This window comes from Tabrizicola aquatica (assembly GCF_002900975.1).
GTDB lineage: Bacteria > Pseudomonadota > Alphaproteobacteria > Rhodobacterales > Rhodobacteraceae > Tabrizicola > Tabrizicola aquatica.
In genome coordinates, this window is the sequence record NZ_PJON01000006.1 from 19,298 (window position 1) to 40,439 (window position 21,142).

At 67.9% G+C, this 21,142-nt stretch carries 23 protein-coding genes; 8 read left to right on the forward strand and 15 right to left on the reverse strand.

What is annotated here, in order from left to right; all coding sequences use genetic code 11:
• The first annotated feature begins 16 nt into the window (after positions 1-16).
• From CXR42_RS17845 to CXR42_RS17855, 3 genes are read left to right on the forward strand one after another with little or no spacing between them, the layout of a single operon-like run.
• On the forward strand, positions 17-736 hold the full coding sequence (locus CXR42_RS17845; RefSeq protein WP_103258955.1) for a competence/damage-inducible protein A: 720 nt from the start codon (positions 17-19) through the stop codon (positions 734-736).
• Positions 733-1,416 (forward strand): GNAT family N-acetyltransferase, encoded by a 684-nt coding sequence (locus CXR42_RS17850; RefSeq protein ID WP_103258956.1) that lies wholly within the window; start codon positions 733-735, stop codon positions 1,414-1,416. The genes CXR42_RS17845 and CXR42_RS17850 overlap by 4 nt, the downstream gene beginning before the upstream one ends.
• Positions 1,417-1,437: 21 nt before the next feature.
• A complete protein-coding gene (locus tag CXR42_RS17855) occupies positions 1,438-2,382 on the forward strand; it encodes an OmpA family protein (protein ID WP_103258957.1) in 945 nt (314 codons plus the stop codon).
• A 37-nt stretch (positions 2,383-2,419) separates the two neighbouring features.
• Here CXR42_RS17855 and CXR42_RS17860 read toward each other — a convergent pair whose 3' ends face one another.
• Complete coding sequence (locus CXR42_RS17860; protein ID WP_103259118.1) at positions 2,420-3,325, reverse strand: LysR family transcriptional regulator; 906 nt, start codon at positions 3,323-3,325, stop codon at positions 2,420-2,422.
• Positions 3,326-3,678: 353 nt separating this feature from the next.
• On the opposite strand from CXR42_RS17860, the gene CXR42_RS17865 reads away from it, so the two are divergent.
• Positions 3,679-3,951 (forward strand): EF-hand domain-containing protein, encoded by a 273-nt coding sequence (locus tag CXR42_RS17865; RefSeq protein WP_146038109.1) that lies wholly within the window; start codon positions 3,679-3,681, stop codon positions 3,949-3,951.
• Here the strand turns inward: CXR42_RS17865 and CXR42_RS17870 are convergent, their stop codons facing one another.
• The 4 genes from CXR42_RS17870 to CXR42_RS17885 form a co-directional block, all read right to left on the reverse strand.
• Positions 3,952-5,970, reverse strand: a complete 2,019-nt coding sequence (locus CXR42_RS17870) for an oxidoreductase (protein WP_103258959.1) — start codon at positions 5,968-5,970, stop codon at positions 3,952-3,954.
• 192 nt (positions 5,971-6,162) lie between these two features.
• Positions 6,163-6,819: an HAD family hydrolase gene (locus CXR42_RS17875; RefSeq protein WP_103258960.1), complete on the reverse strand. Its 657-nt coding sequence runs from the start codon at positions 6,817-6,819 to the stop codon at positions 6,163-6,165.
• Positions 6,816-7,376 (reverse strand): 16S rRNA (guanine(966)-N(2))-methyltransferase RsmD, encoded by a 561-nt coding sequence (rsmD, locus tag CXR42_RS17880; RefSeq protein WP_103258961.1) that lies wholly within the window; start codon positions 7,374-7,376, stop codon positions 6,816-6,818. The genes CXR42_RS17875 and rsmD overlap by 4 nt, the downstream gene beginning before the upstream one ends.
• Positions 7,373-8,566 (reverse strand): NAD(P)/FAD-dependent oxidoreductase, encoded by a 1,194-nt coding sequence (locus tag CXR42_RS17885; protein WP_103258962.1) that lies wholly within the window; start codon positions 8,564-8,566, stop codon positions 7,373-7,375. Before CXR42_RS17885 ends, rsmD begins: the two co-directional genes overlap by 4 nt.
• An 89-nt stretch (positions 8,567-8,655) precedes the next feature.
• Here CXR42_RS17885 and CXR42_RS17890 point away from each other — a divergent pair, with 89 nt between their 5' ends.
• On the forward strand, positions 8,656-9,141 hold the full coding sequence (locus CXR42_RS17890) for a peroxiredoxin (RefSeq protein WP_103258963.1): 486 nt from the start codon (positions 8,656-8,658) through the stop codon (positions 9,139-9,141).
• Positions 9,142-9,222: 81 nt separating this feature from the next.
• Here CXR42_RS17890 and CXR42_RS17895 read toward each other — a convergent pair whose 3' ends face one another.
• From CXR42_RS17895 to CXR42_RS17920, 6 genes are all read right to left on the reverse strand, one after another.
• Positions 9,223-9,588 (reverse strand): 4a-hydroxytetrahydrobiopterin dehydratase, encoded by a 366-nt coding sequence (locus tag CXR42_RS17895; RefSeq protein ID WP_103258964.1) that lies wholly within the window; start codon positions 9,586-9,588, stop codon positions 9,223-9,225.
• Complete coding sequence (locus tag CXR42_RS17900; protein WP_245875486.1) at positions 9,585-10,196, reverse strand: glutathione S-transferase family protein; 612 nt, start codon at positions 10,194-10,196, stop codon at positions 9,585-9,587. The genes CXR42_RS17895 and CXR42_RS17900 overlap by 4 nt, the downstream gene beginning before the upstream one ends.
• A gap of 72 nt (positions 10,197-10,268) precedes the next feature.
• Complete coding sequence (locus tag CXR42_RS17905) at positions 10,269-11,426, reverse strand: GNAT family N-acetyltransferase (RefSeq protein WP_103258966.1); 1,158 nt, start codon at positions 11,424-11,426, stop codon at positions 10,269-10,271.
• Between the two features lie 49 nt (positions 11,427-11,475).
• Positions 11,476-12,249, reverse strand: coding sequence for a glycerophosphodiester phosphodiesterase family protein (locus CXR42_RS17910; RefSeq protein ID WP_103258967.1), 774 nt, complete (start codon positions 12,247-12,249; stop codon positions 11,476-11,478).
• The gene (locus CXR42_RS17915; RefSeq protein WP_103258968.1) at positions 12,246-12,707 is read right to left on the reverse strand and encodes a RidA family protein; all 462 of its coding nucleotides are present in this window, start codon (positions 12,705-12,707) and stop codon (positions 12,246-12,248) included. The genes CXR42_RS17910 and CXR42_RS17915 overlap by 4 nt, the downstream gene beginning before the upstream one ends.
• A 619-nt stretch (positions 12,708-13,326) precedes the next feature.
• Positions 13,327-14,289 (reverse strand): L-malyl-CoA/beta-methylmalyl-CoA lyase, encoded by a 963-nt coding sequence (locus CXR42_RS17920; RefSeq protein WP_103258969.1) that lies wholly within the window; start codon positions 14,287-14,289, stop codon positions 13,327-13,329.
• Between the two features lie 142 nt (positions 14,290-14,431).
• Between CXR42_RS17920 and dgcA the strand changes: the two genes are divergently transcribed.
• The 3 genes from dgcA to CXR42_RS17935 are packed head-to-tail and all read left to right on the forward strand — an operon-like array spanning position 14,432 to position 16,649.
• Positions 14,432-15,394, forward strand: coding sequence for an N-acetyl-D-Glu racemase DgcA (gene dgcA / locus CXR42_RS17925; protein WP_103258970.1), 963 nt, complete (start codon positions 14,432-14,434; stop codon positions 15,392-15,394).
• Positions 15,395-15,396: 2 nt separating this feature from the next.
• The gene (locus tag CXR42_RS17930) at positions 15,397-16,260 is read left to right on the forward strand and encodes a D-amino-acid transaminase (protein WP_103258971.1); all 864 of its coding nucleotides are present in this window, start codon (positions 15,397-15,399) and stop codon (positions 16,258-16,260) included.
• Complete coding sequence (locus CXR42_RS17935; protein ID WP_103258972.1) at positions 16,260-16,649, forward strand: rhodanese-like domain-containing protein; 390 nt, start codon at positions 16,260-16,262, stop codon at positions 16,647-16,649. Before CXR42_RS17930 ends, CXR42_RS17935 begins: the two co-directional genes overlap by 1 nt.
• 150 nt (positions 16,650-16,799) lie before the next feature.
• On the opposite strand, the gene CXR42_RS17940 is transcribed toward CXR42_RS17935, so the two are convergent.
• Genes CXR42_RS17940 through CXR42_RS17955 form a run of 4 tightly spaced genes read right to left on the reverse strand, consistent with a single transcriptional unit; the run spans position 16,800 to position 21,141 of the window.
• Positions 16,800-18,728, reverse strand: coding sequence for a 3-hydroxyacyl-CoA dehydrogenase NAD-binding domain-containing protein (locus tag CXR42_RS17940; protein WP_103258973.1), 1,929 nt, complete (start codon positions 18,726-18,728; stop codon positions 16,800-16,802).
• Position 18,729: 1 nt separating this feature from the next.
• Complete coding sequence (locus tag CXR42_RS17945) at positions 18,730-19,431, reverse strand: ABC transporter ATP-binding protein (protein ID WP_103258974.1); 702 nt, start codon at positions 19,429-19,431, stop codon at positions 18,730-18,732.
• A complete protein-coding gene (locus tag CXR42_RS17950; protein ID WP_103258975.1) occupies positions 19,418-20,188 on the reverse strand; it encodes an ABC transporter ATP-binding protein in 771 nt (256 codons plus the stop codon). Before CXR42_RS17950 ends, CXR42_RS17945 begins: the two co-directional genes overlap by 14 nt.
• Positions 20,185-21,141, reverse strand: coding sequence for a branched-chain amino acid ABC transporter permease (locus CXR42_RS17955; protein ID WP_103258976.1), 957 nt, complete (start codon positions 21,139-21,141; stop codon positions 20,185-20,187). The genes CXR42_RS17950 and CXR42_RS17955 overlap by 4 nt, the downstream gene beginning before the upstream one ends.
• Between the last annotated feature and the right edge of the window lies 1 nt (position 21,142).

Sequence of the window (21,142 nt, forward strand, 5' to 3'; positions counted from 1 at the left end):
AACAAGGGAGACTGCGATGACCAACCCAACTGCGGCCATGCTGGTGATCGGCGACGAGATCCTGTCCGGCCGCACCCGTGATTCGAACATGCACTACCTGGCGGGCGAGTTGACCCGTATCGGCATTACCCTGCGCGAGGTGCGGGTGGTGGCCGATATCCACGCCGAGATCGTCGCGGCCGTGCGTGCGTTGTCGGGGCGCTATACCCATGTCTTTACCAGCGGCGGGATCGGGCCGACGCATGACGACATCACGGCGGATGCAGTGGCCGAGGCGATGGGGGCCAGCATCGGGCATCGCGCGGATGCGATGGCGCTGTTGCAGGCCCATTATGACCGGGCCGGACTGCCCTTCAACGAGGCGCGGCAGCGGATGGCGCGCATCCCCGAGGGGGCGGCTCTGATCGACAACCCGGTCTCGACCGCGCCCGGCTTTACCATTGGCAATGTGCATGTGATGGCCGGCGTGCCGAACATCTTTCAGGCGATGGTCGCCAGCGTCCTGCCCAAGCTGACCGGGGGCGCTCCGCTTCTGTCGCAAACGCTGCGGGTCAACCGGGGCGAGGGCGAGATCGCCGGTCCGTTCGGCGCGCTGGCGGCCGAGTTTCCCGACCTGTCGATGGGGTCTTACCCCTTTATCCAGAACGGGGCGCATGGCACCAATCTGGTGATCCGGGGCACCGATCCGGGGCTTCTGGATCAGGCGATGGTCAAGTTGACCAGGCTGTTCGCATGACGCCCGAGGTGTTGGCCCGTGTGATGGAGGCGACCTGGCCCCCGGCGCGGGTCTGGCGGCAGGGGGCATTCCTGTGCCGTGACGGGGCCGGGGGCGGCAAGCGCGTCTCGGCCGCCAGTTGCGCGGGCGACTGGGCCGAGGCCGACCTGGAGGCGCTAGACCATGACCTGGTGGTGATCCGGCCGGGCGAGGCGGCGCTGGATCAGGCGCTGGAGGCGCGGGGCTGGCGGCTGGTCGATCCCGTGGTGGCCTATGCCGCGCCGGTGGCCGCGCTGACGGGCGATCTGCCGCCGTTGTCGGCCTTTGCCCATTGGCCGCCGCTGGAGATTGCCCGTGCGATCTGGGCCGAGGGCGGGATCGGCCCGGCGCGCGTCAACGTGATGGCGCGCACGGCAGGGCCGCGGGCCGCGATCCTGGCCCGGCATGAGGACCGGCCGGCGGGTGCGGCCTTTGTTGCCCTGGATGGCGACCATGCGATGGTCCATGCGGTCGAGGTCCGGGAAAGCGTTCGCCGCTTGGGAATCGGTGCCACATTGCTGCGCGCGGCGGCGAATTGGGCGGCGTCCGAAGGGGCCAGCCACCTGTCGCTGGTGGTGACAGAGCGAAACACCGCCGCCCGTGCGCTCTACTCTCGCCTTGGGATGCAGGTTGTGGGACAGTATCACTACCGGATGAAGTGATCGCGGAAAGCGGCGCGGGCAGTGCAGAACGTCTTGAAGGCTGTTGTTCCCCTGGTCTGGGCGGTCCTGCCGTCGCTGGCCCATGGTCTGACGCTTGACCTTCCGGCCCCGGTGCTGGGCGAGGAAAGCCGCAGCGAAACCCCAGGAAGCTATGCCCTGCCGCTGGAGGGCTTCGATGGTGCGACGGTGCCGGCCAAGACGGTCGAGGGCGCGCTGGAGCAGCGCGTGTTCCAGCTGGAGGCGCCGGACCTGACGACGCTGGCGGTAATGGACCCGCTGCGCAGCCAGATCGCCGCGGCCGGATTTCAAGTGCTGCTGGACTGCGAGACGGAAGGGTGCGGCGGCTTTGACTTTCGCTTTGGCACCGATGTGATGCCCGAACCGGACATGCATGTCGATCTGGGCGATTTCCGCTTTCTGTCGGCCGAGAAGGGCGAGGAGGCGATTTCCGTCCTGGTCAGCCGCTCGGCCACGACGGGATATGTGCAGATCACCCGGGTCAGCCCCGCTGCGCTGCCGGCGGCCCCGGTTGGCGAGACTGTCGATCTGGAGGTTGAGGTCGTGCGCGGCCTGCCGGCCCCGGTTGCCGGTGGCATCGGCGCGGCGCTGGACGACGGCGGGTCGGTGGTGCTGGAGGATCTGGTCTTTGCCAGCGGATCGGCTGCACTGGCCGAGGGCGATTATGCCTCGCTTGCTGCGCTGGCGGCTTGGCTGGAGGCGAACCCGGACGGGACATTGGCGCTGGTCGGGCATACCGATGCGTCGGGCAGTCTGGCGGCGAATATCGCACTGTCGGAGCGCCGGGCCGAAGCGGTGGCCCAGGCGTTGGTCGAGGTGCATGGCGTCGAAGCCGGGCGCATCGCGGCGGAAGGCGTGGGATTCCTCGCGCCCCGGGCGACGAACCAGACCGACGAGGGACGGCAGAAAAACAGACGGGTCGAGGCAGTGGTGACCTCGACCCGTTAAGGACCGCGCGGATCGGTGAGGGGACCCCCCGCCACGGTCACCAGTTGTCGGGACCCTTTTCCAGATAGCGCTTGGCCAGGAAGTCGATGAAGGCGCGGACCTTGGGCTGGGTAAAGCGGCCCGGCGGGTAGACGGCGTAGATGCCCAGGGTTTCCACCGGCAGACCGGGGATCGCCTCTTCGACCTGGCCCTGGCGCATGGCGTCGGCGTAAAGGAAGCTGGGCAGGTAGGCGATGCCCAGGCCCGAAATCGCCGCGTTGAGCAGGCTTTGTCCGTCATTCACCGTCAGCCAGCCGACCGAGCGGACCTGCCGCTTTTCGCCCGAGGGCGCGGTGATCTTCCAGACGTTGCCGTTGGCCTGGTTGGAATAGTGCAGCAGCTTGTGGTCGTTCAGATCGTCGATCTTCTGCGGCCGGCCGTATTTCTGGAAATAGGACGGCGCGCCGATCATGCGTTTGGTGGTTTCGGTCAGCTTGCGGGCGCGGAGACTGGAATCCTCAAGGTCGCCGACGCGGATCGCCATGTCGAAGCCTTCGCTGATCAACTCGACATAGCGGTTGTTCAGGACCATGTTCACGGTGATGTCGGGATATTCCAGCAGGAAATCCCCCAGGATCGGCGACAAGAGGTTGACGCCGAAATCCGTGGCCACGCTGACCCGCAACAGGCCCGAGGGCGCGGATTGCATGGAGGTCACAAGGGCATCCGCCTCGCCCGCATCGTTCAGGACGCGGCGGGCGCGGTCATAGTAGGCCAGGCCGATTTCCGTGGGGCTGACGCGGCGGGTGGTGCGGTTCAGGAGACGCGCGCCCAGCCGGGCCTCAAGCGCGGAGACATGCTTCGAGACGGCAGATTTCGAGATGCCCATCTTCTTGGCTGCATCAGTGAATCCGCCCTGGTCCACCACGGTGGCAAAGGCCTCCATCTCGGTCAGTCGATCCATTTCGTCCTCTTCGGGAACCGCACGCCTTTTCATCACTGTGTCGGGGGGAAATCGGGCAGGATGGCGGCAATGACGCGACCTATCCGGGGTATTGTGGGGGATCGTTCATGGCAACGAAACGGCCAGGCTGGGCGAAGGCTTGCCTGTAGCCGTCTGGGGGATCGGCGGCGGAAGGATCAGAGGGATCAGCTCGGCGGGAAAATGTTCTGCATGACGGCCGCATGACGCGGATCGGCGCCGCGATTTCGGCGCTGCACCCAAGAGGGGTGGAGTATCGTTCTGACTTCCCCCAGCTTCCGGTCGTGGGCGGCGTGACCGCCTGCTGCTTTCATGGACCAAAAAAGGAGACCCCCATGACCCGTTTCGCCCTGTTCCTTGCGTCGCTTGCCTTGGCCACGGCCGCCGTCGCCCAAACGGCAACGCTGCCCGATGTCCCTGACACCGACGAGAACGGCACCTGGTCCCTGGTCGAACTGCAGGCGGTCTGGCCGGAACTGACCGAGGAAGGCTTTGCCGGCATCGACCTGAACGTGGACGGTCAGGTTGATGCGACCGAGTTGCAGACGGCGGTCGACAATGGCGTGATCACGCTGCCGGCGGCCGAGACCGAAGCCTCGGGCGGCTAACTACAGTGTTGCAGCCAGGCGCGCGGCCTGATCGATCGCGCGCTTGGCGTCCAGCTCGGCCGCGACGTCCGCCCCGCCGATGCGGTGGTGGCGGATCCCCAGCCGGTCGAGCTGGTCCGACAACCCGCGCTCGGGCAGTTGCCCGGCGCATAGGACGACGGCATCGACTGGCAGAAGTTGCGGTGCTTCGTCCGCGCGGCTGAGCCAAAGCCCTTCGGCCGTGATGCGGTCATAGGTGACGCCACCCTGCATCCGCACCCCTTTCATCGCCAGGCTGGCCCGGTGAATCCAGCCGGTGGTCTTGCCCAGATGGCGGCCGGGCTTTTCCGCCTTGCGCTGCAACAGATGCACCTCCCGCGCGGGGGGATGCGGCTGGGGGCCTTGCGGCGCAAGGCCGCCCCGGTCGGCCCAGGGCGTCGTGACCCCCCATTCCTGCCGCCACAGAGCCGTGTCCAGCGTCGGGCTGGTGCCCTGGTGGACCAGCGTTTCGGCCACGTCAAAGCCGATGCCGCCCGCCCCCACCACAGCAACCCGCTGGCCGGTTTCGGCGCCTTGCAACACGTCGATATAGGACAGCACCCGCGCCCCCGGTTCGACCGGGATGCCCGGATCGCGCGGGGTGACGCCGGTGGCGATGACCACCTCGTCAAAGCCTTGGAGGTCTTGGGGGCTCGCCTCATGTCCAAGGCGCAGGGTGATGCCGGGGGCGGCAAGCATGCTGGTGAACCATGTGACAAGCCCGTGGAATTCTTCCTTGCCCGGCACCTGTTTCGCCAGGTTCAGCTGGCCGCCGACCTGCGGGGCCTTGTCGAAGAGAGTGACCTGATGGCCACGCCCTGCGGCGACGATGGCGGTCATCATGCCGGCCGGTCCCGCGCCCACGACGGCGATGCGTTTCGCGGTGGCAGCTTGGGGGTAGGTCAGCTCCGTCTCATGGCAGGCACGCGGGTTCACGAGGCAGGACGTCAGCTTGCCCGAGAAAGTATGGTCCAGGCAGGCCTGATTGCAGGCGATGCAGGGCGCGATTTCCGCCGCGCGGCCGGCGGCGGCCTTGGCGATGAAGGCTTCATCCGCCAGCCAGGGCCGGGCCATGGACACCATGTCGGCCACGCCTTGGGCCAGCAGCCCCTCGGCCACCTCGGGCGTGTTGATCCGGTTCGAGGTGATGACCGGGATCGTCACCTCGGGCCGCAGGCGCGCGGTAAGGTCGGCAAAGGCGGCGCGGGGGACCGAAGTGGCGATGGTGGGCACGCGGGCCTCGTGCCAGCCGATGCCGGTGTTCAGGACCGAGGCCCCGGCGGTTTCGATGGCTTTCGCCAGGGTCACGACCTCGTCCCAGGTGGAGCCGTTGGGGATCAGGTCGATCAGCGAGATGCGGTAGACCAGGATCGCGGCGGGCCCCATCGCGGCACGGGTGCGGGCGACGACATCTACCGGCAGGCGCATCCGTTTGGCGTAAGCGCCGCCCCAGCCGTCGGTGCGGCGGTTCGTGTGGGTGACGAGGAACTGGTTCAGGAAATAGCCCTCGGACCCCATCACCTCGACCCCGTCATAGCCGGCCTCAAGCGCGCGGGCGGCGGCGGTGGCGATGTCGGCGATCTGCTTTTCGATCCCGAACTCGTCCAGTTCCTTGGGCGGGAAGGGCGAGATCGGGGATTTGACCGGCGAGGGGGCGACGCAGTCGGGGGAATAGGCGTAGCGGCCGGCATGCAGGATCTGCATGACGATATGGCCGCCCTCGGCATGGACAGCGTCGGTGACGCGGCGGTGGTTGGCGATGTCCTTGTCACTGAAGAGGCCGGCCGCGCCGGGAAAGACCCCGCCTTCGCGGTTCGGGGCCATGCCGCCGGTGACGATCAGGCCCGCCCCGCCGCGTGCCCGCGCTGCGTAGAAGGCCGCGACGCGGGACCAGTCGCCGGTCTCCTCCAGCCCGGTGTGCATGGAGCCCATGAGGCTGCGATTGCGCAAGGTGCGGCTGCCCAGCGTGATCGGGGCGAGGAGATGGGGATAGCTGGTCATGTGGCCCTCATTTGCCGTGTAGAATGGCGAGTGGCGCCCGGCCTGTCACCCGCAACGCGGCGTCACCGGCGGTTTTCGAATGGAGCGGCTGGCGCCGCGAGGCTTTTCTCTTTGCTTCGCGCGAAGAGCGCGAAGCAAAGGCTGATGGGGGCGCTGCCCCCAAACCCCCGGGATATTTGGGGACAGAAAATGTCAGAGGTCGAGGAGGTTGGGCAGCTCGGCCATGCTGCGGAACAGCGGGAGGCCGAGGGCGGCAAGCTGGCGGGCCGGGGGCGTGTCGGGGCCGTGGCCGATGTAGCCAAGGCAGGGGATGCCGGCGGCCAGCGCGGCCTGGGCGCCCGAGGCGCTGTCCTCGATCACCACGCAGGCGGAAGGGTTGGCCCCGCAGGCGGCTGCGGCGGCGAGATAGACATCGGGGGCGGGTTTCGGGCGGCCCAGCGTCTGGCCGGACAGGATGGTGCGGAACCGGGGGATCAGCCCGTGCTGGCCCAGGCTGATGCGCATCTTCTGCAGCGGCCCGTTCGAGCCGACGGCATAGGGGATGCCTGCCTGGTCCAGCCGGTCGAAGACCGTCAGGATGCCGGGGATCAGCGGGGTGCCTTGGTCGAGGGTCGCGTAGAGGCGGGCGTAGAAATCGGCGACCCAGCCTTCGGGGAGGCTGGCCCCGGCGGCGCGGGCGCGGGTGGCGACGGTCTCGATCGTGCCGCCGACGAAATCGGTCTCAAGCTGGGTCGGGGTGAGGATGAGACCATGGGCGGCGAAATCGGCGCGCAGCATGTCCAGCGTGACGGCCTCGCTGTCGACGATCACCCCGTCGCAGTCGAAGAGGACGGCCTTGGGCCGGGTCATGCGGGGCTTTCCAGAAGGGTCACGGTGGTGTCGCCATAGCGGCGTTGGTCGATCTGGGTGAAGCCCGCGGGCGGCGTGGGGGCGGTGCCTTCCTCCCAGACGATCATTGCGCCGGGGGCGAGCCAGCCCTGGGTCAGGGCCGAGGTCAGGGCGGCTTCGCCCAGGGCCTTGCCATAGGGCGGGTCGAGGAAAACCAGGGTGAAGGGCGCGCCATGGTTCGGCGGCAGGCGGGTGGCGTTCTGGCGCAGGATGCGGGTCTGGCCTTCCGCCCCGAGCTTGGCGATGTTCGCTTTCAGGAGGGCAAAGGCCTTGGTGCCGTCATCGACGAAGGCGGCCTCGACCGCGCCACGGCTGAGGGCCTCCAGCCCCAGGGCGCCGGTCCCGGCGAAAAGGTCCAGGACGCGGGCGCCGGTCACCGGGTTGCCGTGGGCGTTGATGAGAAGGTTGAAGATCGCCTCGCGCACCCGGTCCGAGGTCGGGCGCAGATGGGCGGCGGCGTCGCCTTCGCCAAGCTCGGCCAGTTTCAACCCGCGACGGCTGCCGCCGATGATCCTCACTTGAGGAGCGCCTTCAGGTCTGGCGCCTCGGTCACCACCTGGGGCGCGGGGGATTTGCCGGATTCGATCAGGCGCTTGCCGACCATATAGGCGCGGCTATCGTTCATCGCGTCCACGGCCAGAAGCGTGTCGCCCCGGTAGTACCAGAAGCTGGTGCCGCCTTGCGTCCGCGTGATGATGCGGTCGTAGCCGGTGTTCAGGCCGGCGATCTGGAGTTTCAGGTCGAACTGGTCGGACCAGAACCAGGGCTTGGCGTGATAGGGTTCGTTCGCCCCCAGCATGTTCGCGGCCACGGTCTCGGCCATGTCGATGGCGTTGCCGACCGATTCCAGCCGCAGCCGGCCTTCCCCCTGCGGGAAGGATGCGCAATCCCCTGCGGCCCAGATCGACGGGTCGGAGGTGCGGCCAAGCGCATCGGTGGCGATGCCGTTGTCGATGGCAAGGCCCGCCTGTTCGGCGAGATGGGTGTTCGGCGTGATGCCCACGCCCACAATCACGAAATCGGCTGGCAGCACGCGGCCATCTTTCAGGATCGCGCCGGTCACGCGGTCGTCGCCCTCCAGCCGGTCGAGACCGGTTGCTTCCAGGACGGTGACGCCATGCGACTGGTGCAGGGCGCGGACATGGGCCGAGGTTTCGGGCGCGGCGACCCGTTGCAGGATGCGGGGGGCCATTTCCAGGACGGTGACGTGCAGGCCCAGCTTTGCGGCGACGGCGGCCGCCTCCAGCCCGATATAGCCGCCGCCGACGATAATGACGCGGCGGCCGGGCTGGAACTCGGCCCGCATCGCATCGACATCGGCCAGCGTGCGCACGGTGTAGACGCCTTCCAGCGACCCGCCGAGGGCCGGGGGCAGGCGTCGGGGGCTGGAGCCGGTGGTCAGCGCAAGCTGGTCATACTCCACCACCTCGCCACCCACGGTCACGGTCTTGGTGGTGGGGTCAAGGTCGGTCACCGCCTGGCCCAGGCGCAGGTCGACGCCATTTTCGGCCCAGAATTCGGGTGCGCGCAGCCAGAGGCGGTCCTCGTCCATCTCGCCCAGAAGATAGGCCTTGGACAGGGGCGGGCGCTGATAGGGCGGCGCGGGCTCGTCCCCCAGCATCACGATCTGGCCCTGGTGTCCCAATGCCCGCAGCCTGGCGGCCAGCGCCGCCCCTGCCTGTCCCGCCCCGACGATCACCACCCGCATCGCGCATCCCTCTGGCAAGTCCCGTGCGCGACCCTATAACCCATCGGGTAACCGGCGCAACGCAAGCGCCTGACGAGGAATGAGGGAAAATGACGATCGAGATCGGGGCGAAACTGCCGGAGGCGACGCTGCTGCACATGGGCGACGCGGGGGCCGAAACGGTGAACCTGTCGGACAAGCTGAAGGGCCGCAAGGTCGTGATCTTCGGGCTGCCAGGGGCCTATACCGGCACCTGCTCGACCGCGCATGTGCCCAGCTTCATCCGCACCGCCGGCAAGTTCGCCGACAAGGGCGTGGACGAGATCATCTGCGTCAGCGTCAACGATCCCTTCGTGATGAAGGCCTGGGGCGAGGCGACCGGCGCCACCGCCGCCGGGATCACCATGCTGGCCGATGCGGATGCCAGCTTTTCCAAGGCCGTGGGCCAGACCTTCGACGTGCCGCACCTGGGCTTTTTCGCGCGGTCCAAGCGGTATTCGCTGCTGGCCGAGGACGGGGTGGTGACCCAGTTCAACCCAGAGGTCGGGCCGGGCTGCGAGATCTCGGCCGGCGAGCATCTTCTGTCGCAGCTCTGACTCACCCCCTCGTCGTTCGACTTCGTCTCCTCCTCGGCTGGGCGCCAGCGAGGAGTGACGAAGTCACCGACGAGCGGTGCGTCAGGCCTTGCGCGCCCGGATCTCGCACAGCGACATGACCGGCTCGCCGTGGTTGCGTTGCACCTCGGCGCTGCCGGCCAGCTTGTCCATCGCCTGTGCCAGGTCCACGTCCAGGCGGCTGAGGCCGTGGCAGTCATGCGTGGTCAGCGTCACGTCGACCACGTTGTAGACGTTCTTCCATTCCGGGTGGTGGTTCAGCTTTTCGGCCACCAGGGCCGCCCGGGACATGAACCCCCAGGCTTCCGAGAAGTTGCGGAACTTCAGCACCTTTCGGATGGCGTCACGGTCAGGCACTGCGGTCCAGCCGGTTTCGCCCAAGGGGGGCAAAAGCGTCTTGCGGTCCTCGGGGGGCAGTAGGGGGGTCATGCGGGCCTCGCTGGGATAAGGGCGTTGTCCTTGGCATCTGCGGCCAGCCGGGCCGGGCGGTCCTTCAGGCGCGCCCAGTAGGCCGCCAGCACGTCATTGGCCGGGATCGTGCCGAACTGCATCCCCCAGCCGACCTGGCTGCCGACATAGACATCGGCCGCCGAGAAGCGCCCGTCGGCAATATAGTCGTTGGCCGCCAGATGCGCGGTCAGCGCCTGCACCACGTCGCCCAGATCGCCATACCCCGCCCGGCGCTTGTCTTGCGGTCCCTGCGTCAGCCAGCCGAACGAGGCGTTGACCACCGCCTGTTCCAACGGTCCCGCCGCAAAGAACATCCAGCGGAAATAGGCCGCATGGTCCTCGGCCATCAGGCCGGCCTTTGGGAAGGTCAGCGCCAGATAGGTGCAGATCGCCGCATTCTCGGTCACCACCTTGCCGTCATGCACCAGGGCCGGAACCTTGCCCATCGGGTTGATCGCCAGATACTCGGGCGCTTTCATGCCAGTGCCATAGTCCAGGACCACGGTGTCATAGGGCTGGCCGGTTTCCTCCAGCATCCAGCGCGCGATCCTGCCGCGTGACTGCGGGTTGGTGTAAAGCCTGAGCATCCGAGACTCACCTTTGCCTTTCATACTGGCCGAAGTATCCCACGGGGGGTCCGGGGGTGTGAAACCCCCGGTCTACGGTTCGGCCAAGGTGCGCCGGAACGGGCCATAGGCGGTCAGCACCTCGATCTCCTCGCCCACGGCGCGGCGTTCCGCTTGCAGGTAACGGTCAACTGCCGTGCGGAAACCGGGTTCCGCCAGCCAGTGGATCGAGTGTGTCTCGACCGGCAGGTATCCGCGCGCCAGCTTGTGCTCGCCCTGCGCCCCGGCCTCCACCCGCTGCAACCCGTTCGCAATGGCCCAGTCGATGGCCTGATAATAGCACAGTTCGAAGTGCAGGCAGGGGTGATCCTCGATACAGCCCCAGTATCGGCCGTACAGCGTTTCCCGGCCGATGAAGTTCAGCGCCCCGGCGACCGGCCGGTCGCCGTTGAAGGCCAGGACCAGCAGCATGTCGTCGCGCATCGTCTCGTGGAACCGGGTAAAGGCCTTGCGGGTCAGATAGGGCGTGCCCCATTTGCGGCTGCCGGTGTCCTGGTAGAAGGCCCAGAACGCATCCCAATGCTTCGGTTCGATCTGGTCCCCGGTCAGCGCCCGGATCGTTAGGCCCGAGGCGTGGGCGGTCTCGCGTTCCTTGCGGATCATCTTGCGCTTGCGGCTGGCCAGATCCGCCAGGAAGTCGTCAAACCCGGCATAGCCTCGATTTTCCCAATGGAATTGCTGGGTGACGCGGTGCAGCGTGCCCTGCACGCCGGCCAGGGCCTCGGCTTCTTCGGCCGTGCAGAAAGTTGCGTGCAGCGAGGACAGCTTGTTCTGCGCGGTGACGCCGATGGCCGCCTGCCACAGCGTTTCCCGATGCTCCTCTGCCCCCAGGAAGCGCCGTCCGGTGGCCGGGGTGAAGGGGACCGCGATCTGAAGTTTCGGATAGTAGCGGCCCCCCGCCCGCTCCAACGCGTCGGCCCAGCTATGGTCAAAGATGTACTCGCCCTGGCTGTGGCCCTTCACATATAGCGGCGTGGCGGCCAGAAGCCGGCCCTCGTCGCGCAAGGTCAGCGGGCGCGCCTGCCAGCCGGTGCCCGCGCCGGTCGAGCCAGAGCTTTCCAGCGCCGCCAGAAAGCGGTGCGTGGTGAATGGATCTAGGGGCCGCCCGGCAGCCTGTTCAGGCGCGGCCACGGCGTCCCAGTCGGCCGCGTCGATTTCGGACAGGCTGTCGTGCAGGGTCAGGTCGGCCATTCGCGCCCCTTTGCAATCGGGAAGGAAGGTGGCGGGCGCGGCGGGAAGGTCAAGCCGGAAGCGCGGCCGGATAGCCCTCGAACGTCACATTGTCGGCGATCTGGCGGGCGGTGGCCTCGGCCTCGGGCGAGCGGATGGTCCAGCACAGGATGCGCGCGCCCTGGGCTTTCAACTCGGCCACGCGGGGGCGCGGCAGGTCGCGGCCTTCGTGGCTGATGAAGCTGGCGCCGGTGGAGTCGAAATCCGGGATCGTGCGCAGGCGGTCGCAAGTGGCTGCCGGAAGCGGCGCCCAGTCGTCCGGGGCGTAGGCCGAGGTGGTGATCCCCCGCGGCAGGTGCGGCGCAAGGCGGGCCATGTGCGCGACCGAGTCCGGATTGAAGGACATGACCGCGACGTCGCCGGTGTAGCCCTGCAGGGCCTCGGCCGTCGCCGCCTCAAGCCGGCCATCGGTCGGACCCATGCTCAGGGTCTGGTCCTTGATCTCAATCAGCAGGGGCACGCGGCCGCTGATCAGGTCCAGCACCTGCGGCAAGGTCGGGATCGTATCGGTGGAGTCTTTCAGACGGATGCCCCCCAGCTCCGCCGCCGCGCGGGCGTTCACCGGGCCGGTCGCGTCGGTCAGGCGGTCCAGGTCCTCATCATGAAAGACCATCGCCACACCGTCGGCGGACAGCTGGAGGTCGATCTCGATCGCATAGCCGGCCGCCACTGCCGCCTTGATCGCCGCGGGGGAGTTTTCGATCCGGCCTTGCGCCCGGTCATGCAGGGCGCGGTGGGCGATGGGCAGGCGCAGGAAGCTGGCGGGCAGGGGGACGCGGGTCATTTCAGGGCGAAGATCGCTTCGATTTCCACCGCCACCCCCAGGGGCAGCGAGGCGGCCGAGACGGCGGAACGGGCGTGGCGGCCGGCATCGCCCAGGACTGCGACCAGGAAGTCCGAGGCGCCGTTGATCACCTTGGGCTGGTCCACGAAATCGGGGGTGGAGTTCACGAAGCCCACCAGCTTGACCGCGCGGTCAAGCCGGTCCCAGTCGCCGCCGACAGCTTTCTTCAACTGGGCCAGCAGCGAGATCGCGCAGCGGCGCGCGGCCTCGGCGCCCTGTTCGACGGCAAGATCCTCGCCCAGGCGGCCCTTGATCAGGCCGTGTTCGTCCTGGCTGATCTGGCCCGAGATGTGGACCAGGTTGCCGACCTGCACGAAGGGGACGTAGTTCGCGGCCGGGGCGGGCGCGTCGGGGAGGGTCACGCCAAGCTGGGCGAGGCGGGTTTCGATCGGGTGCATGGGGCCTCCGGGGGATGGGTTGGGGGTGAGGGTAGCTTGGCCGGCAGTTGCGGGGGGCCTCCGGGGGATGGGTTGGGGGTGAGGGTAGCTTGGCCGGCAGTTGCGGGCAAGAGGGCGTGGCCAGCGTGGACAGATGCGCGGCGCCTGGTTTTTCAAGGGCTTGGCTGATGGCGTTTGGGAGTGGTTAACCAAGGCGGGCCGGCACAGGGTCGGGCGAGGGTGCGCGGATGGGGTTCATGGGCCGGCGGGTAAGGCAATCGCTGCGCCGCTCGCTAACGGGGCGACGGGCGCCGCGACCGGTCGCGGCATGCGTCGGCGGGTGGAAGGCGAAGGTCCGGCATTGATGCGCGCGGGTGGGGCCTGGACCACGATTTCCGACCGGAAATCGGTTCGAATTCCGTACGGAATTCGGCGGTGGTTCGGGGGGAGAGGTCGGGCCAGAAACAGCAGCGCCCCGTGATCCGAACCTTACGGCTGGGCCACGGGGCGTGCATCCTCCCATTCGCCGCGCGGGGCCTCCCTTCCCCTGGTGCGCGGCTCAGGTATTCTTTGCTATCTGCCCGGATACCGGGCTTACGCGAGGGAACGCTGACCGTTTCCCAAGCGGTTTGTCAACGATTCATGCAGCTCCGGTGATGATTTCGGACTGGCGCACGATGACTTCGGCCTGGCGCATCGAGGCGATGTCCACCAGCCGCCCCTTGTAGGTCGCAGCGCCCTGACCAGCGGCCTTCGCTGCCTCCATCGCGGCCAGGATCTCACGCGCTTCGGTCACGGCAGCGTCGGAGGGGGTGAACACCTCGTTCGCCAGGGCCACCTGCTTGGGGTGGATCGCCCATTTGCCGACCATCCCCAGCGTCGCCGAGCGGCGGGCCTGGGCGCGGAAGCCCTCATCATCCGAGAAGTCGCCGAAAGGCCCGTCCACCGGCAGCACGCCATGGGTCCGGCAGGCGGCAACGATGGCGGCCTGCGCCCAGTGCCAAGGGTCGGACCAGTATTTCTGCCCCTCGCGGTGCATGTAGTAGTTTTCCTGCGTCCCGCCGATCCCGGTGGTCTGCATCCCCATGCTTGCGGCGAAGTCGGCGGCACCCAGGCTCATCGCTTGCAGGCGGGGGCTGGAGGCGGCGATCTCCTCGACATGGGCGATGCCGGCGGCAGTCTCGATGATCACCTCCAGGCTGATGCGCTTCTGGCGGCCGGCGGCGGCTTCGCACGCGGTGACAAGGGCATCGACGGCGTAGACATCGGCCGCGCAGCCGACCTTGGGGATCATGATCTGGTCAAGGCGCGGGCCGGCCTGTTCCAAGAGGTCCACCACGTCGCGGTACCAGAAGGGGGTATCAAGGCCGTTGATGCGGACCGACAGGGTCTTGCGGCCCCAGTCGATGTCCGAGATCGCCTTGATGATGTTCGCCCGCGCCTGCGGCTTGTCGGCTGGGGCGACCGAATCTTCGAGGTCGAGGTTGATCACATCGGCTGCACTGGCCGCCATCTTGGCAAAGAGTTCCTGCCGCGAGCCGGGGCCGAAAAGCTGGCAGCGGTTCGGACGGGCGGGGGCGGGGGGTTGGAGGCGGAAGCTCATCCTGGGATTCCTGCGGGCAAGGATATTACGCTTGGTTCTATTCCACGGTTATAATGTTGCGCGCCGCAGTGCAATATCCGTTTTGCATATGCAGCAAGACTTGCGCCTTCCGCTGCACGGTCGCGCCCGCTACTGTCGTCGCATGATTACTGCCCAGGCCGAGACCTTCCCGCTTCGCAATCCCTTCACCATCTCGCGCGGAACCAAGACCGAAGCGAGGGTGGTGACCTGCACCGTGACCCGAAACGGCCATCGCGGCTGGGGCGAGGGGCTGCCCTATCCGCGCTATGGCCAGACGGTGGATGACGCCATCTCAGCGATCCTGTCGCTGCCGGATGGGATCACGCGGGCGGCGCTGCAAGGGGCGATGGCACCCGGAGCGGCGCGGAATGCGGTGGATTGCGCGCTGTGGGATCTGGAGGCGAAGGCCGCTGGTCGGCCGGTCTGGCAACTGGCGGGGCTTGCGCCGCCGAAGCCGGTGGAGATTGCGTTCACCCTGTCGCTTGACACGCCCGAGGCGATGCGGGCGGCGGCGGCACGGCAGGCGCACCGGGCGGTGCTGAAGGTCAAGCTTGGCACCCCTGCCGACATGCCGCGGATCGAGGCGGTGCGGCAGGGGGCGCCGAAGGTTCGGCTGATCGTCGATGCGAACGAGGGCTGGACGCCCGAGGTCTATACCGACCTTGCGCCGCATCTGATCCGGCTGGGCGTGGAGATGGTGGAGCAACCCCTGCCGCAGGGTGCTGACGACATGCTGGCCGAGATCGCGCGGCCCTTGCCGGTCTGCGCGGATGAAAGTGCGCATGACGCGGCATCGCTGCCGGGGCTTCTGGGCAAGTATGACGTGGTGAACCTGAAGCTGGACAAGACCGGCGGGCTGACCGAGGCGCTGCGGGCCAGAGATGAGGCGCGGCGGCTGGGGCTGAGGGTGATGGTCGGCTGCATGATCTCGACCTCGCTGTCGATGGCTCCGGCGATCCTGGTCGCGCAGGGGGCCGACTGGTCGGACCTTGACGGCCCTGCCGACATGGCGCAGGACCGCGCGCATCCGGTTGTCTACGACGACCGCCACATCCACCCGGCCACGCCGCTGCTTTGGGGATAAGCATGACCCGCACCGTCTTTGTGAATGGAGAGTATCTGCCCGAGGGCGAGGCCAAGGTCTCGATCTTCGACCGGGGGTTCCTGATGGCCGACGGGGTCTATGAGGTGACCAGCGTCCTGGATGGCAAGCTGATCGACTTTGACGGGCATATCCGCCGGTTGGAGCGGTCGCTGAAAGAGCTGGAGATGGGGTGTCCGCTGTCGGCCGAGGAGCTGCTGGCGATGCATCGCGAGCTGGTGGCCCGCAACGGGATCGACCAGGGGATGATCTATCTGCAGGTCACGCGGGGCAATCCGGGGGATCGCAGTTTCATGTTCCCGCCGGCGGACCTGCCGGGAACCGTGGTGGCCTTTACGCAGAACATCCCGAACCTGGCGGATGCGCCGGCGGCGAAAACCGGGTTCAAGGTGATCACGATCCCGGACCTGCGGTGGAGCCGGGTGGACATCAAGACGGTGCAGCTTTTGTATCCCTCGATGGGAAAGATGGCGGCGAAGAAGGCCGGGGTGGACGACAGCTGGTTCACCGATGAGGCGGGGATGGTGACCGAGGGGACGTCGAACAACGCTTACATCGTGAAGGGGAACAAGATCATCACCCGGGCGCTGGGCAACGATATCCTGCACGGGATCACCCGGGCGGCGGTGCTGCGGTTCGCGGCGGAAGCGCAGTTCGAGGTCGAGGAGCGGGCCTTCACGGCGGCCGAGGCGCAGGGGGCGGATGAGGCGTTCAGCACCGCCGCGTCGATCTTTGTCATGCCGGTGGTCGAGGTGGATGGCAAGCCGGTGGGGTCGGGCAAGCCGGGCCCGGTGGCGACGCGGCTGCGCGAGATCTATCTGGACGAGATGCGGAAGGCGGCGATCTGATGGCGCTGAAGGTCGGCTCGGCGGCACTGGTCGCGGCGGCGCGGGCGCGGATCGAGGAGATCCCGGCGGCCGAGGCGGTGGCGCTGCTGGGTCAGCCAGAGGTGGTGTTCGTCGACCTGCGCGACGTGCGCGAACGCGAGCGGTCGGGGTTCATCCCAGGCAGCTTCCACTGCCCGCGCGGGATGCTGGAGTTCTGGGTGGACCCCGACAGCCCCTATTTCAAGCCGGTCTTTGGCGAGGCGAAGCGGTTCGTGTTCCACTGTGCCTCGGGCTGGCGGTCGGCGCTGGCGGTGGCGACCTTGCAGGACATGGGCTTTGCCGCCGCGCATATCCCGGAGGGCTTTACCGGCTGGGTCGCGGCTGGCGGGGCGGTCGAGACGAAGGGTTGAGGCCCGGCCTTTCGGCCGGGTCGTGCGGCCTGCCGGGCGCGCGGCCCCGGGGATTTAGGCTGACGCCGGCCGAAAGTTTCTGCTGCCAACGGTCCGTATGGTCGTGCCGCTGCGTTCGGTCCATCGGACGATAGGCGCGTGAGGCTGAGGTCAGCCCGCCACCGCGAACATCGGGCCGCCGCGCCAGCGGGGGTAGCCGTAGCCGTGGACCTTTACCAAGTCGATGTCGGAGGGTTTGAGGGCGATGCCTTCGGCGAGGATGGCCTTGCCTTCCGCGGCCATGGCGCCGGTCAGGCGGGCGGCTATCGACTCGGCTGTCAGGACGGGGCCGGTGGTGATGTGGTCGGCGAGGAGGGCGGCCGTTGTCTCGGACGGCTGCGGTGTCCGGTCGCCGGGGGCGTAGTCGTACCAGCCGCCGGCAGTCTTCTGGCCCTTGCGCCCGGCGCGGACGAGGATGTCGCCCAGGGTTTCCGGCACGTCCTGTCCCGCCGCCCGCGCGCCTTCGCGCTGGAGGTAGGCGATATCCAGGCCGCCAAGATCCTGCGCCTCGAACGGGCCCATGGCAAAGCCATGGGCGCGCATGGCGGCGTCGATGGCTGCGATCGGGGTGCCCTGGCGGACCAGGGTTTCCGCCTCGGCCCGGTAGCGTTTCAGGATGCGGTTGCCGATGAAGCCGTCGCAGATCCCGGCCTGGACGGGAATCTTGTTCAGGGCGCGCGCGAGGGCAAAGCCGGTGGCGAGGGTTTCATTTGAGGTCGTGGGGGTCGGCACGATTTCCAGCAGTTTCATCACGTTGGCCGGGCTGAAGAAGTGCAGGCCGATGAAGCGGTCGGGGTGGGGCAGGCCCTGAGCAATCAGGCGGGGGTCGAGGTAGGAGGTGTTGGTGGCAAGGATCGCGTCGGGGCGGCAGGTCTGGCCCAGTTGGGTGAACACGGCACGCTTGACGCTCAGGTCCTCGAACACGGCTTCGATCACCAGGTCGGTATCAGCGAGAAGCGCGTAGTCGCTGCCGGCGGTGACGCCATCCATGCGGGCTTGCGCCTGCGCCTCGGTCAGCTTGCCGCGTTTGACCGCGCCGTCGAAGATGTTGCGAAGGTTGGCAAGGCCGCGCTGGACGGCTTCGTCGTCGCGTTCGATGAGGATGACGGGGAGGCCCGCGTCGCGCAGGGCGGCGGCAATGCCTGCGCCCATCGTGCCGCCGCCGATTACGGCGGCGGAGCGGATGTCCTTCGGCTTGGCGTTTAGATGCGCGGGTTTTGGCGCGGCGCGTTCGGCAAAGAAGATGTGGCGCAGGGCGGCGGCCTGGTCCGAGGCGCGCAGGTCAAGGAAGGTGGCGCGTTCATGGGCCATCGCATCGGCAAAGGGCTTTTCGGCGGCCACGCGCAGGCAGTCCAGCGCGCGGAGGGGGGCGATTTCGCCCTTGGCGCGCTTGGTGATGGCCTTCTTCTGTTCGTCCCACCAGGCCGGATCGGGCGAGGTGACGGGGCGGGTCGAGATGGGCTGCGGCAGGGGTTGGGTCAGGACGGTGCGGGCAAAGGCCACGGCTTCGGCGCGCAGGTCGCCGGTGACGAGGGCGTCGATCAGACCCAGCGACAGGGCCTTCGCGGCCTTGACCGGGCGGCCGGTGGTGACCAGATCGACGGCCGCTTCCACACCCGCAAGGCGCGGGGTGCGGACGGTGCCAGAGGCGCCCGGCACGATGCCGAGGGAGACTTCGGGCAGGCCGACGGAGGCGGTGTCCAAGGCCACGCGGAAGCGGCAGCCCATCGCGACCTCGAATCCGCCACCAAGGGCGGAGCCGTGGATGGCGGCGGTCCAGGGCTTTGCGGCCTGTTCCAGCCGGTCCACCAGGTCGGGCAGGTGCGGGGGCATCGGGGGCTTGCCGAACTCGGTCACGTCGGCCCCGGCGATGAAGGTGCGGCCGGCGCAGATCAGGACCACGGCGCGGATCGTGTCGTCTGCGTCCAGCGTGCCGACCGCGTCCCACAGGCCCTGACGCAGGGCCTGGCCAAGCGCGTTCACCGGCGGGTTGTCCACGGTGACAATGGCAATGTCGCCGTCGCGGTCGATGCTGATCATCTTATATCCCCAGATAGGCTTCGCGGATGCGCGGGTCGGCGATCAGTTCGGCGGCCGGGCCGTTCATGGTGATGCGGCCGGTTTCCATCACATAGCCCCGGTCGGCGATCTTCAGCGCGCCATAGGCGTTCTGTTCGACCAGAAGCACGGTCACGTCCAGCGCCTTCAGCCCCTTCACGACGTCGAAGATCTGCGCGACGATGATCGGCGCAAGACCCATCGAGGGTTCATCGAGCAGAAGGCAGGACGGCCGCCCCATCAGTGCCCGGGCCATCGCCAGCATCTGCTGCTGGCCGCCCGAAAGGCCGCCCGCCGCAAGGTTGCGCTTTTCCTTCAGGATCGGGAACATCTGGAACGCGTCCTGCATGTCCTTTTCGACCCGGTCGTCGGCGAAGAGATAGGCCCCGAGGCGCAGGTTTTCCTCGACCGTCAGGTTGGTGAAGATCTGCCGGCCTTCGGGCGACTGCGACAGGCCGCGGCCGACACGGCGCCAGGCGGGGACGCCCGAGAGGTTGTCGCCGCGGAAGGTGATCGTCCCGCCCGCCGCCGGATGGACGCCGGAAAGGCAGCGCAGCAGCGTGGTTTTGCCTGCCCCGTTCGCGCCGATCACGGTCACGATCTCGCCCGAGTTCACCGCAAGGTCGATGCCGTGCAGCACTTCGATCCGCCCGTAGCGGGCGCGCAGACCTTCAACCAGCAGCATTTTCGGCCCCCAGATAGGCAGCGATGACGGCAGGGTTCTGGCTGACCGAGGCGGGGTCGCCCTCGGCGATCTTCTCGCCGTGGTCCAGAACGACGATGTGGTTGGAGATCCGCATCACCATCTTCATGTCATGCTCCACCAGCAGGATGGCGACGCCCGAGCCGGCGATTTCCGCGATCAGGTGGTCGATCTCTTCGGTTTCCACCGCGTTGCATCCTGCGGCGGGTTCGTCGAGGAGCAGGACCTTGGGCTTCAGGGCCATCGCGCGGGCAATCTCCAGCCGCTTGAGCGAGCCGTAGGAGAGGCTGCCAGCCTCACGTTCCGCCGCGCGTTCGAGGCCGACACGTTTGAGGAGGTCACGCGCCCCGGCCTCGGCTTCCTTGGCGCGGCGGCGGGACGAGGGGAGGTTCAGCAGGTCCGCCAGCACAGAGCCGCTTTCCTGCAGGTGGTAGCCCGCAATGGTGTTTTCCAGCACGGTCATCGACTGGAACACCTGAAGGTTCTGGAAGGTCCGGCACATGCCGCGCCGGGCAAGAAGGTGCGGGGACATGGCGGTCACGTCCTCGCCGTTCAGCAGCACCTTGCCCGACCCCGGCTGGTAGACGCCCGAGATCATGTTGAAGAGCGTGGTCTTGCCCGCCCCGTTCGGCCCGATGACCGAGACGATCTCGCCCGGTTTGACCCCGAAGGAGACGTCGTTCACGGCCTTGAGGCCGCCGAAGCTGATGCCCAGCCCCTCGATCGACAGAAGGTTCATTCGCCACTCCCCCGGATCTTGCGCAGGATCGACGGGACGACGCCTTCGCGCAGGAAGATCATCACCAGGACCATGACCAGGCCCAGCACCAGTTGCTCGTATTCGGCAAAGACCGTCAGCACTTGCGGCAGAAGCGTCAGAACCGCCGCGCCGAAGATCGCCCCGGCGACCGAGCCGACGCCGCCAAGGACGGCCATCGTCACCATCTCGACCGAGTGCATGAAGCCTGCGACGTCGGGGGTGATGAACTTGTTCTGCAGCGCCAGAAGCGAGCCGGAGACCGAGGCGTAGACGGCCGAGATCACGAAGGCCTGCAGTTTCAGCTTGGCCACGTCCATGCCGACGGTGCGGGCCGCGACCTCGGACCCGTGCAGGGCGCGCAGGGCCCGGCCGGTGGCGCTGTCGCGCAGGTTCAGGGCCAGCCAGGCGCCCAGGATCAGGACGATACCGCAGAAGAAGTACCAGAACTGGCCGTTCGACAGGTCCAGCCCCGCGTCCTTCAGCACGGCGCGCAGGCCAAGCTCGGGAACCTCGATCCCGTCCGGGCCGCGCGTGAGTTCGCGTTCGTTGTTCAGCACCATCGAGATCAGGATGCCCATGCCCAGCGAGGCGACGGCAAGGTAGTAGCCTTTCAGCCGCAGGATCGGGCGGCCGACGAGCCATGCCAGGACAGCGGAAACCGCAGCGCCCAGCAGGACGGCCAGCGCGGGATGGATGCCCCAGTGAACGGGGGCCAGCGCGCAGGCATAGGCGCCGATCCCGGCGAAACCGGCGTGGCCGAGGCTGATCTGCCCGGCCCAGCCGGTCAGGATCACGATCCCGGTAACAGCCAGCGCGTTGACGAAGATCAGCGCGCCGACGCGATAGTAGAAGCCCGAGGGGAAGAAGACCGGCGCAAGCGCGATCAGGACGACCAGGGCCAGAAGCGTTGCGGATTTGGGGGTCAGTCGCATG